Raw genomic sequence first — 13649 nt, 5'->3', positions numbered from 1 at the left:
AGCCCATAGCCGGGCCGCACGCCTTTGTCATTTCCGTAAAACGAAGCTGAAAGAACCAAACGCCATGCACGCCTATCGCACCCACACCTGCGGCGCCCTGACCAAGGCGGAGGTCGGTAATGAGGTCCGCGTGTCAGGCTGGGTGCATCGCAAGCGCGATCATGGCGATCTGGTCTTCATCGACCTGCGCGATCATTATGGCATGGTCCAGATCGTCACCGAAGTCGACGGCCCGGTGTTCAGGGTGATCGAGAGCCTGCGCGCCGAAAGCGTCGTGACGGTGACGGGCAAGGTCGTCGCTCGCGCGGCCGAAGCGGTGAACCCCAACCTGCCGACTGGCGCAATCGAGATTCGCGCGCTCGACGCCGTCGTGCTGTCGGCCGCCGCCGACCTGCCGCTGCCGGTCGCGGGGGAACAGGATTATCCTGAAGACATCCGCCTGCGCTACCGCTTCCTCGACCTGCGGCGCGAGACGCTGCACGCCAATATCGTCAAGCGCACCAAGATCATTTCCGACATGCGCCGCCGAATGGAAGGCATCGGCTTCACCGAATATTCGACGCCGATCCTGACCGCGAGCAGCCCGGAGGGCGCGCGCGACTTTCTGGTGCCCAGCCGCATTCATGCGGGCAAATTCTACGCCCTGCCGCAGGCGCCGCAGCAATATAAGCAGTTGCTGATGGTCGCGGGCTTCGACCGTTATTTCCAGATCGCCCCCTGTTTCCGCGACGAAGACCCGCGCGCCGATCGCCTGCCCGGCGAATTCTACCAGCTTGACCTGGAAATGAGCTTCGTCACGCAGGAAGACGTCTGGAACACGATGGAGCCGGTGATTGCGCAGGTGTTCGAAGCCTTCGCCGACGGCAAGCCGGTGACCCCGGCGGGCAGCTTCCCGCGCATCCCGCACGCGCAAGCGATGCTGAAATATGGCAGCGACAAGCCCGACCTGCGCAACCCGATCATCATCGAGGATGTGACGGAGCATTTCCATGGGTCGGGCTTTGGCATCTTCGCCTCGCTGGTCGAGAGCGGCAGCGTGATCCGCGCCATTCCCGCGCCGGGCGCGGGCGCGGGCAGCCGGAAGTTCTTCGACGACATGAACAACTGGGCGCGGGGCGAGGGCTATTCGGGCCTTGGCTATATCAACATCAAGGATGGCGTGCCGGGCGGCCCCATCGCCAAGAATCATGGCGAGGAGCGGACGGCGAAGCTGATCGCGGCGCTGGGCCTTGGCCCCAATGACGGCGTGTTCTTCGCCGCCGGCAAGGAATCGCAAGCCGCCAAGCTCGCCGGCCTGGCCCGCATCCGCGTGGGTGAGCAGCTCGACCTGATTGACAAGGACCGGTTCGAACTGTGTTGGATCGTCGACTTCCCCTTCTATGAATATGATGAGGACGAGAAGAAGATCGATTTCGCCCACAACCCCTTCTCCATGCCGCAGGGCGGGCTGGAGGCGCTGAACACGCAGGATCCGCTGACCCTCAAGGCCTATCAATATGACATGGTCTGCAACGGTTATGAGATCGCGTCGGGCTCCATCCGCAACCAGTCGCCCGAAGCGATGGTGAAGGCGTTCGAACTGGTGGGCCTGAGCCAACAGGACGTGGAGGAGCGTTTCGGCGGCCTCTATCGCGCGTTCCAGTACGGCGCGCCGCCCCATGGCGGCATGGCTGCGGGCGTTGACCGTATCGTCATGCTGCTGTGCGGCGCGCAGAACCTGCGCGAGATCACGCTGTTCCCGATGAACCAGCGCGCCGAGGACCTGCTGATGGGCGCGCCCGGCCCGGCCGAGTTCAAGCAGTTGCGCGAACTCCATATCCGCGTGGTGGAGCCGCAGGCCAAGGGTTGACGCGGACGCCGTTCGGGTCGAGCCTGTTCCGCCCGACCCGGATGGAGGACGCCGTTGACCATCAACCTTGCCGACCATGAATCCGCGCCCAAGTTCGAGGGCGATTATGACGCAACGCTGGCCGCTTTGCAGGAGCGGCTGGCCAAGGTTCAGGTCGCCCATATCATCCACAACCGGCGCAGCGTCATCCTGCTGGAAGGGTGGGATGCGGCAGGCAAGGGCGGCATCATCAAGCGGATGAGCGCCGACTGGGATCCGCGCTATTATCAGGTCCACCCCATCGCCGCGCCGACCGAAGTGGAGCGCGCCCACCATTATCTCTGGCGTTTCTGGACCCGCCTGCCCGCCAGCCGCAATATCGCGATCTTTGACCGGAGCTGGTATGGCCGGGTGCTGGTGGAGCGGGTCGAGGGCCTGTGTTCGAAGGCCGACTGGATGCGCGCCTATGACGAGATCAACGCCTTTGAAAAGCAGCAGATCGATGCGGGCACCAACATCATCAAGCTGTTCGTCCACATCACCCAGGAAACGCAGGACGAACAACTGGCCGAGCGTATCGAGACGCCATGGAAGCGGTGGAAGACCGGTGTCGACGATTATCGCAACCGCGCGCGCCGGGCGGACTATCTGGACGCCATGCACGACATGTTCGCGTGCACCGACATGAAACATGCGCGCTGGCATGTGATCGACAATAATCACCGCAAATCCGGGCGCATCGCCGCGCTGACCCATGTCGCGGAGCAGCTTGAAAAGCTGGCGCCGATGCATTTCCCGGAGGCCGACCCCTCCGTGGTCGAACTGGCGCGGGAGGCTTTTGGCTATCAGGGCCGGGCTGACCGGGGCTGAGATCGCACGGCCGGAGGCTGGCGCACGGGCCATGGCGATGCCGGATGTTTCCTTTATGCGCGATTCCCGGTAGGGGCGCGCAATGATCCAAACATTTCTTGTCATGGCGGGCGGCGCGCTGGGCGCGGCGGCGCGCTATCATTTGGGGCGGCTGGCCATGCACTGGTTTGGCCCCGGTTTCCCCTGGGGCACGCTGGCGGTCAACCTGCTTGGCGGCTTCGCCATGGGCCTGATGGCGGGCATCCTCGCCCGCACCACCATGGGCGAGCCATGGCGATTGCTGCTGGCCGTGGGCGTGCTGGGCGGCTTCACCACCTTTTCCGCGTTCAGCCTGGAGAGCTGGCTGATGATCGAACGCGGTGAAATATGGATGGTCATGGCTTATGTGCTGGCTTCGGTCGCGGGCGCCATCGCCGCGCTCGGCCTGGGCCTGGCTGTTGTGAGGGCGGTCGCATGAAGGGGCGCAACGGACCGCCGGGCGGCGGCAAGCGCGGCGGCGGAAAAGCGGGCGGGGGCAGGGCGCCTGCTGGCAAGGGCCGACCGAGGCCGGGCGGCAAGCCGCGCGGCGACCGCAGCCCTGCGCGCGGCGCGGTGAAGGCCGCCGTCGCCCGCAAGCGCGAGGAAAACCCCGCTGCGCAGGCCGTTTCAACGCCCGCCCGCGCCGCCGTTGCGCGTCCTGCTGCGGGCGGCGCGACTGGCGATGTCCGCCAGTTCCGCGTGAACATGGACGATGACGGCATTCGCCTGGATCGCTGGTTCCAGCGGCATCTGCCCGATGTCGGCTTCAACACCGTGTCGCGCTGGGCGCGCACTGGACAGCTTCGAGTCGACGGCGCGCGCGCCGCGCCGGGCGACCGCATTGCCGAGGGGCAGATGATCCGCGTGCCCCCGGCCGAGGTGAAGGCGGCGCCCGCCGCGCGCAAGCCCGCCCGGCCGGTTCTGACCGACGACCAGATCGCCTTTGCCGAAAGCCTGGTCCTCTATCGCGATCCGCAGGCCATCGTCATCAACAAGCCGCCCGGCCTCGCCACCCAGGGGGGCACCCGCACGACCGAGCATGTCGACGGCCTGCTCGACGCGCTGATGTTCGAACTCGACCAGCGGCCCAAGCTGGTCCATCGGCTGGACAAGGACACGTCGGGCGCGCTGCTGCTCGGCCGCACCAGCCGCGCCGCCGCCCATTTCGCCAAGGCCTTTTCCAGCCGCACCGCGCGCAAGGTCTACTGGGCGCTGGTCATGGGCGTGCCCAGCATCGATGACGGCATGATCGAACTGCCCATCGCCAAGCAGCCGGGCACGGGCGGCGAGAAGATGCATGTGGACGAGGCCGAAGGGCTGCCCGCGCGCACCCGTTACCGCGTCATCGAACGGGCGGGCAACCGCGCCTGCTGGGTGGAATTGCAACCCTATACCGGCCGCACCCACCAGTTGCGCGTTCATATGGCGGCGATTGGCCATCCGATCGTGGGCGACGGCAAATATGGCGGCAAGGACGCTTTCCTGTCGGGCACGATCAGCCGCAAGATGCACCTGCACGCCCGTCGCATCCGCGTCGACCATCCCGATGACGGGCGGATCGACGTGACGGCGGACCTGCCGCCGCATTTCGCCTCCAGCCTGGCCGATCTGGGCTTCGACATCGACCGGGGCGACCTGTTGCTGGACGACGAGGTGGACCGGACGCCGACCCGCGATCAGGAAAAGAAGTTCGCGCGCGCCCATGCCAAGCAATTCCGCAAGGAAAAGCGCGGGGAACGCCGTTCGCGCGGGGCCGGGGACAAGGCTGGAACGAAGCCGGGCGGGAAACCCGGCGGCAGATCGGGCGCTGGGCCGGATGGGGGCCGGAGGCCGCGCAAGGGATGAGCAACCGGCTGGTCGTGTTCGATTGCGACGGGACGCTGGTCGACAGCCAGCACAGCATCTGCGCGGCGATGACCCGGACTTTCGAGGAAGCGAAGCTGATTCCGCCCGACCGGGTCGCGACGCTGGCGGTGGTCGGCCTGTCGCTGCCCAACGCCATGGCGCGTCTGTTGCCCGGCGCGGAGGCGGATTTTCACGATCATCTCGCGGAGCGTTACAAGGCGGCGTTCCAGCAGTTGCGCAGCGAAAAAGGCGTTTCGGAACCGCTTTATCCCGGCATGGCCGATCTGGTCCGCACGCTCGACGCGGACGGCTGGCTGCTGGGTGTCGCCACTGGCAAGTCCGACCGGGGCCTTGCGCTCTGCCTTGCCCATCATGGCATCGAACGGCATTTCGTCACGCTCCAGACGGCCGACCGTCATCCGTCCAAGCCGCATCCTTCCATGTTGTGGCAGGCCATCGCCGAAGCGGGCGCGAGCGCGGAAACGACGGTGATGGTGGGCGACACCCACTTCGACATCGACATGGCGCTGGCGGTTGGCGCTCGCGCCATCGGCGTCGCCTGGGGCTATCACAGCCCGGATGAACTGGTGGAGGCGGGAGCCCATTGCATAGCGATGGACAGCGCCGCGCTTCGCGACCATATCGGCGCGCCATGACCGACGATCTTTCCACCCCGCCGCCCGTCGACCCCGAAAAGGTCGCGCGCCAGCGATTCTTCGCCATCGGCCTGTTCCGCCTGTCGGGCGCGTTCATCGTGATGTTCGGCTTCCTCATCCTGATGCAGCGTTTCGGATGGGTGCAGGGCACGAAGGCCAAGGCGATGGGCGGCATCTTCGTTGTCGTCGGCCTGTTCCAGTTCATCGTCGTGCCCCGGCTGCTGCTGGCGCTGTTCCGCCAGAGGCCGCCGCAGTGAAGCGTTTTTACAAGCAGGCGTCGGTCGAGCCCGTCGAGGGCGGATGGCGGGTGCTGCTCGACGGGCGGCCGGTGCGCACGCCCGCCCGCGCGCCGCTGGCGCTGCCCACCCGCGCGCTGGCCGATGCGGTCGCCGCCGAATGGATGGCGCAGGGGGATGAGGTGCGGCCGCAGGACATGGCGTTCACCGGCCTTGCCAACGCCGCCATCGATCAGGTTGCGCCCAATCATGCGGCCTTTGCCGCCGGCGTCGCGCGCTATGGGGCGAGCGACCTGCTCTGTTATCGCGCCGATGGCCCCGCCGCGCTGGTCGCGCGGCAGGCGGCGGCGTGGGATCCATTGCTCGACTGGGCGCGCAGCCGCTATGATGTCGCCTTTGCGGTGACGAGCGGGATCATCCCGGTCGCCCAGCCGGACGAGACGCTCGAACGGCTGGGTCAGGCGGTCGCCGCGTTCGACCCGTTCATCCTGACCGGCCTGTCGACATTGGTCACATTGAGCGGGTCGCTGGTCTGCGGCCTGGCGGTGGTCGAGGGCGGGCATGATCCTGCAATGGTCTGGGCCGCGTCGGAAATCGACGAATCATGGGCCGTCGAACAATGGGGCGAGGACGCCGAGGCGAGCGCCCGATCGGCCCGCCGCGCCCGCGAATTTTCCATGGCGCGGGCCTTTTGCGCGATGAATCGAGCCTGATCGGAACGATCCGGGGCGTTCCTTTGTTACGATAGTCTGTCGGCTCCCGACCTTGTCGGGACCGGCGACCGCAAGAGTCGTAACGATTTGAGGAGACCCTGGCATTGCCCAAGGCCACATTATTCGCCCTTCTGTCCCTGACCCTGCCCGCCGCCGCGCTGGCGCAGGCCGATGCTCCACCCGCAACGGCCGAGAGCGCGACCGCCGCGCCCCAGATGACGCCCGAGCAGATCGCCGCCTTCAACGCCGCGATCACCACCTTCACCGCCGGTCAGAGCGCGCAGCAGGCCGGCGACAACGCCACTGCCGCCGCGAAATATGAAGAAGCGCTCCCCGCTATCCGCGCCGCCGTGGCCGCGCAGCCCGACAATATCGACAATGTTCATTTCCTCGCCAACGCCCTTTACGCCGACGCTGCGGCCCAGGGCTCGCTGGGCAAGGTCGACAAGCTGATCGCCCTGTTCGCCGAATCCGTGCCCCATTGGCGCAAGCTGACGCAGGCCAAGCCCGATGACGAGACGAGCCGCAATCTGTTTGCCGGCGTTCTGACCCAGTTGGGCAATGCGAGACTTGCCGCACAGGACAAGGCGGGGGCTGATCCCCTATACGACGAAGCCGTCACGCTGGCGCGCAAGACTGTCGCGGCCAAGCCGAACGACCCGGCGGCCAGAAACCTGCTGCTGTCCGCGCTGATCGGACAGAGCCAGACGGCCAATGACCCCAAGGTGCTGGAAGAGGCGCTGACGATGGGCAAGGCGATGCTGGCCAATGGCACGATCGACGCGGTCAACAAGCCGTCGATCGAGATCATGACCGGCGCTAAGTCGGGCTGACTATGGATCAGGCGTCGGCCTTTTCGGTCGACGCCGCCGCGCTGGCGCGGGGCAGAAGCACGGTGATCGTCGTGCCCTTGCCGAGCATCGAGGTGATGTCGAGCCGCCCGCGATGGCGCTCGACGATATGCTTGACGATGGCGAGGCCCAGGCCCGTGCCGCCCATCGCGCGGCTGCGCCCGGAATCGACGCGATAGAAACGCTCGGTCAGGCGCGGCAGGTGATCCGGGCCGATGCCCTCGCCTTCATCGGCCACCATCAGCCGGGTCATGCCCCCCGGCCCATCCTCGACGCGCACTTGTATCGGCGATCCCGGCCGCCCGTATTTGGCCGAATTGCCGATCAGATTGTGCAGCAGTTGCGACAATTGGGCGCGATCCCCCTGCACTGGCGGCAGGCTCGGCGCGATCTCCATCACAACGTCGCGGCCGCGATCGCCATGGCTTGACCGGAACACGCTCACCACTTCGGCGACCAGTTCAGACAGGTCGATGACGCTGTCGGGCGCGCGATATTTCTCCGCCTCGATCCGTGAAAGGGACATGAGATCGTCGACCAGCCGCTGCATCCGCCGCGCTTCGCCGTCCATGATCTTGAGGAAGCGCAGCCGGGTCTCCTCGTCCCGGCCCAGTTCAGGGTCGGTCAGCGTTTCGATGAAACCCAATATGCCGGCCAGCGGCGTGCGCAATTCATGGCTGGCGTTGGCGACGAAATCGACGCGCATCTTCTCGGCGGCATAGGCGCCGGACCGGTCCGACAGATGGACCATGCGCCGCATGGCGCCGACTTCGCCCACCGGGGCGATCCGCATCTGCCATCGCTGCTCGCGCGTGCCCAGCCCCACCAGTTCGATGGACACCGGCTCGGCCATCGGCGCGGTGCTCGACAGGCGTTCGGCGGCGGCGGGATGGCGGATGGCGATGCGCGCGTCCTCGTTCAGCACATGGGCGCCCAGCAAGCGCAGCGCCGCCCGGTTGGCGCGCACGATGCGGCCCTTTTCGATCAGCATCAGCGGATCGTCGATGCCCTCCATCATCGCGGTAAGGGCCGGGTCGTCGGCAATGTCGACCGACTCCTCCAGCATGATGGTGGGTTCGGTGGCGGGCATGTCAGCGTTCGCCGCGATCGCCAGGATGACGACGCCCGCCAATATCGGCAGCACAATATGATGGATGGCCGCGCCCATCGCCAGCGCCCCGCCCGTGGCGACCAGCAGGACCGCAAGCGACCAGGTGATTTGCGCCAGACTCAATCGATTCATGGTTACCGCGCTGGATTATTCGGGGAATTGCTGCGAAGACTGACAGGATTGGCCCGGCTGTTGACGCTTTGGCAAGCCTGTAATCGGATCATTGCGGACATGAACGACGAAACGCCCGAACAGATGGCTGATGAAAGCAGCGCTCCAGCAGCGCCTTCGCGTCGCCAATTGCTGATGGGCGGCGCGGTCGCCGCGTCGGCGATCCTGTCCATCCGTCCGGCGCTGGCCAGCACGGCGGCGTCGGTGCTCAACTGCACCATTCCCGTGCCCGACCCCGCGCGCGGCAATGTCGCCATCGCGCAGGACGGGCAACTGGTGCCGGTCGGCACGCCCGGATCGGTGCAGGGCGCGGGCCGCACCTTCACCGGCGAACAGGTGAAGCAGGCGCTGCGCGGCCGTCCCCTGCCGGGGACCAGCTATCAGCAGAATCAATCCTATCTCAACTATATCCGTCGACTCCAGTCGGGCGCCAGCGGCTTCACCTGCTACGCCTCGCTGCAAATGCCGCGATAAATCGCGTACAGTGATGGCCGCTTAACCTGTCCGCGCTACAGCGTCGTGACGCGGGTTTTGAAGGGCGCACAGGCATGGCGGTGATCGGGCGATGAACGGGCATTATCGGGCGGAGCCGGAAACGGCGCTGGTCGTGCGCCCACTCGACGACATCGTGCTGCTCTATCATCGCCCCTCCGGCCAGACGCACATGGTCGTCAGCCCCGTGCCCGAAATATTGGAGGCGCTGTGCGCCGGAGGAGATGGCGACGCGGCGGCGGTGCATGACTGGCTGGCGCAAACGCATGATCTTGGTCCGCGCGAACAGGCGATATCGGCCATCGCGGCGCATCTGGCCGACATGGCGGCCATCGGGCTGGTGCGTGCGCTGTGACATTGCCGCTGTTTCAGACCCATCAAATCATGCTGACCATCGGCCCCGCGACCTTCCGTATCGCGTCCGCATGGCGCGCGCCCATTGATGCGCTGGAGCGGCTCTATGCCGCCTATCCCCGGCCCGCCGACGCGGTTGCCGATTTCACCGTGCGGCTGGAACCGGCCGGGCGGCTGCGCCGCTGGCTGCGCCCGTCGATCTTCATCACTGGCGACCATGGTCTGGCCGACGCCGCGCCGATGAGCCTGGCCCATGGCTTGCTGGCCGCAGAAATGGGCATGAACCTGCAAATGGCGCTGGGCTGGCGCCGTCACCTGCTGCTCCATGCCTCCAGCGTGGAGAAGGACGGGCAGGTGCTGGTGATGACCGGCGAATCCGGTTCGGGCAAATCGACGCTGGCGGCGCAACTGGGCGAGCGGGGCTGGCGGCTGCTGGGCGATGAATTCGCGCTGCTCGATCTGGTCACCGGTCATGTCATGCCCTTTCCGCGCCTCGTCTCGCTCAAGAACCGGGCGGTGGACGTCGTGGCCGCAGACGTGCCTGCCGAGCGTATGGGGCCGATGCTCATGGGCACGGCGAAGGGGAATATCCGCCACCTCGTTCCCCGCGCCGACGCCGTCGCGCGCATGGGCGAGGGCGCGCCGCCCGCGATGCTGCTGTTCCCGCGCTTCGGCCATGAAACCGATGTTCGGGCTGTGGGGCAGGGTGAAATCTTCATGCGGCTGACGCAGGCGTCGACCAATTATGTCGCGCTGGGCGAGGCGGGCTTCGATGCGCTGACCCGCTTTGTCGCCACCGTCCCCGCCTGCGCCATCGACTTTCCCAGTGGTGAAGCAGGCATGGCGATGGTCGAGCAACTCTGGGCGCAGCGCGGATGAGCGCGATGCTGCTCGTGCGCGCGCTGCGCGATCCGGCCAGCGTCGACGCGCTGTCGCCCGGCCAGTGGAATGCGCTGATCGCGGCGGCGCGGGCGGAGCGGCTGATCGGATCGCTCGCCGATCGCGTCGGCGACCGCCCCGTGCCCGCCGCCGCGCGCGCGGTGCTGGACGACGCGCTCCTCGATACCGCGCGGGAGCGGCGACAGGCCCTGTGGGAAGCAGACCGGGCGCGGGTTGCGCTGGCGGCGCTGGGCGTTCCGGTCGTGCTGCTCAAGGGCACGGCCTATGTTGCCGCCGGGCTGGACGCCGGGCAGGGGCGGTTTATCGGCGACCTCGACATTTTGGTTCCGCGCGACGCCCTGCACGAAGTGGAGGCCGCGCTGATCGCCGCCGGGTGGGAATGGGTCAAGGAAGACCCCTATGACGACGCCTATTACCGGCAGTGGATGCACGAATTGCCGCCGATGATCCATGCGACACGCGACCGGATGATTGACGTGCACCACACGATCCTGCCGCTGACCGCCCGGCCCCGGCCCGATGCGGCGGCGTTGATCGCGGATGCGGTGACGCTGCCCGATGGCCTTCATCTGCTGTCGCCCGCCGCCATGGTCTGCCACGCGGCCGCGCACATGCTGGCCGATGGCGACATGCAGGGCGGGTTGCGCAATTTGTGGGACATTCACCTGCTCTGCACGCAGTTCAGCGCGGCGCAGGAGGATTTTTATGCCAGCGTATATGAAGAGGCGGCCCGGCATCAATTGACGGCACCCATCGCCCGCGCGCTGCGGCTGGCGCGCCACCTCTATGGCACGCCGGTGCCCGATTATCGCGCGCCCATCACCGTCGATCACCGGTTGCGCTGGTCCGACCGGCTCTTCATCGCCCGCCTGCTGGCGCGCGACGGCTGGGGCCGCGAAACGCGCAAGGGGCTGGTCTTCGCCTTCTACCTGCGGTCCCATCTGCTGCGCATGCCGCCGATGATGCTGGCCCGGCACCTGCTGACGAAATGGCGCAAGGGGCACCGCCCGGTTTGACAGGTGAATAATCGGCGCAGGACAGCTATCGCCCCCGTTCAAAATTGAAAGGCGGCGGTCACTCCAACAATTTTCCATCCCGGCGGCGACAGCAGCGGTCCGCTCTGATTGGGGCCGTAGACGCAGGTGGGTTCGTTACACGGCATCGTCATCGACTGGCCATACATGTTGACCATGATGACCCCACTGACCCGGATGGCGACCGGGCAGGCGTTGCCCGTCGTCCAGCCGTTTATCCAGATGCAACTGACCGGATTGATCGCCTGTCGGGCTTGCTCGTTGATACTGGCCCAAGGAATCTGGCTCGCGAATGAGCCGGCCTGTTGTTGTAGCTGATAGGGATTGCCTTGCGTCATCGCGGCCATGATCATGCGCGCATTATCTCTGGCCTGGGATTCCATGCCCTGAAAATTGACAGAATAGTTAAAAGCAAATGTCTCAACGCCCGAATTTTGATATTGCATGACATGAGTCAATTCATGCGCCCACAATTCCACCGTTGAATTGGTGTTGGCCATCGCCAAATCGGCGCTGCTGAAGACGATGACTTCGTCGAGGGTGACGGCGCCTTCCTGATTAAACCAGTTTTTCAACATCCCGTCGATGGATATGCCGTTCGCCGTCGTCCATCGCACCTTTTCCAATATGGATGCCGGAAAATAGTTGCCCAGATACTGGCGGATATGCGGTGGAATGGGTTGGGCGCCGCGATTCAGCGCCTGACCACGCGAGAATCGGATTGCAGTCGCTAGGGCGGGTGCCGCAGGATTAATCAAAGCTTGGCCGACATCCTTGGGCAGATTGCGAATGGCGTCGGGGATCGCCCCAATATTGGGGGGCTTGACGCGGACTGTTCCTCTGTTGAGGTCGATATCAATACCGGTAATTTCGCTGAGCCAACTGGCGTTCGCGATTTCCGGAATTGACAGCGCGCACAATATGGAAGTTGTTGCAACGAGAGTATGAATTCGCCTCCGCATGGATTACCTCCAATGCAAACCGATACGAAATAGAATATACATCATACTGATGATATATAAACATTTTATTGGGGAAATGAGATTTTTTCTATTTAGTTGAAAAATAGACAAAAATATGTCAAAAATGGCTTTATGGGACAAAATCAGACGTTATTTATCAAACTTTGACAGGATCGAATTAAAATTTATGGCGCTATATTGATTCGATTCGAATGGCCTGCCGTGATCCATTTGTAAAATTCATGCTGAGATGCTCGCGCGCCACCCTTCAATCCTTCTTTAGAATGTCCAGCGCCAGCACGGTCATCGCCTCGCTGGCGGTGCCGATCACCTTGTCGGCTTGCGGCGCCCAGAAGGGGCTGTGGATCGACGGCAGGCTGATCTGTCCCGCCCTGGCCTTCGCCATCTGGTCGGCGGGCACGCCGCCCACCCAGAAGATGAAGCTGTTGATGCTCTTGTCGGCGCGATAGAAACGCCCGAAATCCTCGCCGCCCATCACGGCCGGGGTCTGCACCACGCGCTCTGCCGGGAAATGCGCCCGCAACTTGCCCGCCATCGTCTCGGCAAAGGCTGGCGGGTTGTAGGTGGATGGCGTGAATTCATCCTTCACGGTCACCTTTGGCATATGGTCTTCGGGCATTCCGGCGGCGATCGCCTCGCCGCGCGCAATGCGTTCGATGCCTTTGATGAGCCGCTCGCGCGTTTCATCGGAATAGCTGCGGACGGTGAGGAGCAACCGGGCCTCGTCGGGAATGATATTGTGCTTGGCGCCCGCCTGGAAGCTGCCGACGGTGACCACGGCGGGATCCTGCGGCTCCTGTTCGCGGCTGACCAGCGTCTGGAGCGAGGTGACGATCCGCGCTGCGAGCACGATAGGATCCTTGGTCGTTTGCGGATAGGCGCCATGGCCGCCCACGCCCTTCACCACGATGTCGACGCTGTCGACATTGGCCAGGGCATAGCCGGGCGTATAGCCGATGACTCCCGCCGACAGATTGGCGGCGTCGTGAAAGGCGATGGCATGGGTGGGGCGGGGAAAGCGGGTATAAAGCCCGTCCTCCAGCATCATCCGGGCGCCCTTGCCCACTTCCTCGGCGGGTTGCAGGATCATCACCAGCGTGCCCTGCCACTGGTCCTTCATCGACGAGAGCAATTTGGCGGTTTCGATGAAGGCGGTCATGTGGGTGTCGTGGCCGCAGGCGTGCATGACGCCGGTCTCCACGCCTTCGGGGGTCTTTGTGCGGACTTTCGAGGCAAAGGGCAGGCCGGTCTGTTCGACCACGGGCAATCCGTCCATGTCGGCGCGGATCAGCAGCACCGGGCCGGAGCCGTTCCTCATCACCGCGACGACGCCGGTGCCGCCGACTTTCTCTGTCACATCGAATTTCATGGCCTTCAGGCGCTTCGCCAGCTTCGCGGCCGTGTTCACCTCATGCTCGGACAGTTCCGGATTGGCGTGAAGGTCGCGATACAGCGTCATCAGGTCGCCCATGTCGGCGGCGACGGCCTGTGCAATGGGGCCGGGCGCCGGGCTGGCGGGCGCGGTCTGGGCGACGGACGAAATGGAAAAAGCGGCCAGAACGGCCGCGAGCGCATGGCGCATCTTGA

15 protein-coding genes are annotated in these 13649 nt (G+C 65.2%); 12 read left to right on the top strand and 3 right to left on the bottom strand.

The genetic code is table 11. The annotated features are described in order from the left end of the window. Positions 1–64 precede the first annotated feature (64 nt). The 8 genes from aspS to GGR44_RS07585 all read left to right on the top strand — a co-directional run bounded on the left by aspS (position 65) and on the right by GGR44_RS07585 (position 6999). Positions 65–1849 carry an aspartate--tRNA ligase gene (gene aspS / locus GGR44_RS07620; RefSeq protein WP_183954993.1) on the top strand — a complete coding sequence of 595 codons (1785 nt, stop codon included), beginning with the start codon at positions 65–67 and terminating at the stop codon, positions 1847–1849. 54 nt (positions 1850–1903) lie between these two features. After that, on the top strand, positions 1904–2698 hold the full coding sequence (locus GGR44_RS07615; RefSeq protein ID WP_183954992.1) for a polyphosphate kinase 2 family protein: 795 nt from the start codon (positions 1904–1906) through the stop codon (positions 2696–2698). An 82-nt stretch (positions 2699–2780) separates the two neighbouring features. Then, positions 2781–3155 carry a fluoride efflux transporter CrcB gene (gene crcB, locus GGR44_RS07610; protein WP_183954991.1) on the top strand — a complete coding sequence of 125 codons (375 nt, stop codon included), beginning with the start codon at positions 2781–2783 and terminating at the stop codon, positions 3153–3155. Next, positions 3152–4561 carry an RluA family pseudouridine synthase gene (locus GGR44_RS07605; RefSeq protein ID WP_183954990.1) on the top strand — a complete coding sequence of 470 codons (1410 nt, stop codon included), beginning with the start codon at positions 3152–3154 and terminating at the stop codon, positions 4559–4561. Before crcB ends, GGR44_RS07605 begins: the two co-directional genes overlap by 4 nt. Then, positions 4558–5217 carry an HAD-IA family hydrolase gene (locus GGR44_RS07600; protein WP_183954989.1) on the top strand — a complete coding sequence of 220 codons (660 nt, stop codon included), beginning with the start codon at positions 4558–4560 and terminating at the stop codon, positions 5215–5217. Before GGR44_RS07605 ends, GGR44_RS07600 begins: the two co-directional genes overlap by 4 nt. Beyond that, positions 5214–5474, top strand: coding sequence for a hypothetical protein (locus GGR44_RS07595; protein ID WP_183954988.1), 261 nt, complete (start codon positions 5214–5216; stop codon positions 5472–5474). The genes GGR44_RS07600 and GGR44_RS07595 overlap by 4 nt, the downstream gene beginning before the upstream one ends. Then, complete coding sequence (locus GGR44_RS07590) at positions 5471–6166, top strand: ATP12 family protein (RefSeq protein ID WP_183954987.1); 696 nt, start codon at positions 5471–5473, stop codon at positions 6164–6166. The genes GGR44_RS07595 and GGR44_RS07590 overlap by 4 nt, the downstream gene beginning before the upstream one ends. A gap of 104 nt (positions 6167–6270) precedes the next feature. Next, positions 6271–6999 carry a hypothetical protein gene (locus tag GGR44_RS07585; RefSeq protein ID WP_183954986.1) on the top strand — a complete coding sequence of 243 codons (729 nt, stop codon included), beginning with the start codon at positions 6271–6273 and terminating at the stop codon, positions 6997–6999. A gap of 7 nt (positions 7000–7006) precedes the next feature. On the opposite strand, the gene GGR44_RS07580 is transcribed toward GGR44_RS07585, so the two are convergent. Then, positions 7007–8260 (bottom strand): sensor histidine kinase, encoded by a 1254-nt coding sequence (locus GGR44_RS07580; RefSeq protein ID WP_183954985.1) that lies wholly within the window; start codon positions 8258–8260, stop codon positions 7007–7009. A 99-nt stretch (positions 8261–8359) separates the two neighbouring features. Between GGR44_RS07580 and GGR44_RS07575 the strand changes: the two genes are divergently transcribed. The 4 genes from GGR44_RS07575 to GGR44_RS07560 all read left to right on the top strand — a co-directional run bounded on the left by GGR44_RS07575 (position 8360) and on the right by GGR44_RS07560 (position 11061). Beyond that, complete coding sequence (locus GGR44_RS07575; RefSeq protein ID WP_183954984.1) at positions 8360–8773, top strand: hypothetical protein; 414 nt, start codon at positions 8360–8362, stop codon at positions 8771–8773. A 91-nt stretch (positions 8774–8864) separates the two neighbouring features. Then, on the top strand, positions 8865–9146 hold the full coding sequence (locus GGR44_RS07570) for an HPr-rel-A system PqqD family peptide chaperone (protein WP_183954983.1): 282 nt from the start codon (positions 8865–8867) through the stop codon (positions 9144–9146). A 29-nt stretch (positions 9147–9175) separates the two neighbouring features. After that, positions 9176–10024, top strand: a complete 849-nt coding sequence (locus tag GGR44_RS07565) for an HprK-related kinase A (protein ID WP_183954982.1) — start codon at positions 9176–9178, stop codon at positions 10022–10024. Next, complete coding sequence (locus GGR44_RS07560; protein ID WP_183954981.1) at positions 10021–11061, top strand: nucleotidyltransferase domain-containing protein; 1041 nt, start codon at positions 10021–10023, stop codon at positions 11059–11061. Before GGR44_RS07565 ends, GGR44_RS07560 begins: the two co-directional genes overlap by 4 nt. Positions 11062–11099: 38 nt before the next feature. Here the strand turns inward: GGR44_RS07560 and GGR44_RS07555 are convergent, their stop codons facing one another. Then, positions 11100–12041: an eCIS core domain-containing protein gene (locus GGR44_RS07555; RefSeq protein WP_183954980.1), complete on the bottom strand. Its 942-nt coding sequence runs from the start codon at positions 12039–12041 to the stop codon at positions 11100–11102. Positions 12042–12309: 268 nt separating this feature from the next. Next, the gene (locus GGR44_RS07550; protein WP_183954979.1) at positions 12310–13644 is read right to left on the bottom strand and encodes an amidohydrolase; all 1335 of its coding nucleotides are present in this window, start codon (positions 13642–13644) and stop codon (positions 12310–12312) included. Positions 13645–13649: the final 5 nt, after the last annotated feature.

The sequence above is a fragment of the Sphingobium fontiphilum genome (genome assembly GCF_014196635.1).
GTDB lineage: Bacteria > Pseudomonadota > Alphaproteobacteria > Sphingomonadales > Sphingomonadaceae > Sphingobium > Sphingobium fontiphilum.
The sequence above is the reverse complement of the archived record's forward strand: the minus strand, read 5'-3'. Positions and strand labels throughout refer to the sequence as shown.

Excerpts from the sequence above, each read along its gene's own strand:
- crcB (WP_183954991.1), top strand. The coding sequence starts at position 2,781 with ATGATCCAAACATTTCTTGTCATGGCGGGCGGCGCGCTGGGCGCGGCG.
- GGR44_RS07600 (WP_183954989.1), top strand. The coding sequence starts at position 4,558 with ATGAGCAACCGGCTGGTCGTGTTCGATTGCGACGGGACGCTGGTCGAC.
- aspS (WP_183954993.1), top strand. The coding sequence starts at position 65 with ATGCACGCCTATCGCACCCACACCTGCGGCGCCCTGACCAAGGCGGAG.
- GGR44_RS07550 (WP_183954979.1), bottom strand. The coding sequence starts at position 13,644 with ATGCGCCATGCGCTCGCGGCCGTTCTGGCCGCTTTTTCCATTTCGTCC.
- GGR44_RS07605 (WP_183954990.1), top strand. The coding sequence starts at position 3,152 with ATGAAGGGGCGCAACGGACCGCCGGGCGGCGGCAAGCGCGGCGGCGGA.
- GGR44_RS07560 (WP_183954981.1), top strand. The coding sequence starts at position 10,021 with ATGAGCGCGATGCTGCTCGTGCGCGCGCTGCGCGATCCGGCCAGCGTC.
- GGR44_RS07565 (WP_183954982.1), top strand. The coding sequence starts at position 9,176 with ATGCTGACCATCGGCCCCGCGACCTTCCGTATCGCGTCCGCATGGCGC.
- GGR44_RS07580 (WP_183954985.1), bottom strand. The coding sequence starts at position 8,260 with ATGAATCGATTGAGTCTGGCGCAAATCACCTGGTCGCTTGCGGTCCTG.
- GGR44_RS07555 (WP_183954980.1), bottom strand. The coding sequence starts at position 12,041 with ATGCGGAGGCGAATTCATACTCTCGTTGCAACAACTTCCATATTGTGC.
- GGR44_RS07575 (WP_183954984.1), top strand. The coding sequence starts at position 8,360 with ATGAACGACGAAACGCCCGAACAGATGGCTGATGAAAGCAGCGCTCCA.
- GGR44_RS07570 (WP_183954983.1), top strand. The coding sequence starts at position 8,865 with ATGAACGGGCATTATCGGGCGGAGCCGGAAACGGCGCTGGTCGTGCGC.
- GGR44_RS07595 (WP_183954988.1), top strand. The coding sequence starts at position 5,214 with ATGACCGACGATCTTTCCACCCCGCCGCCCGTCGACCCCGAAAAGGTC.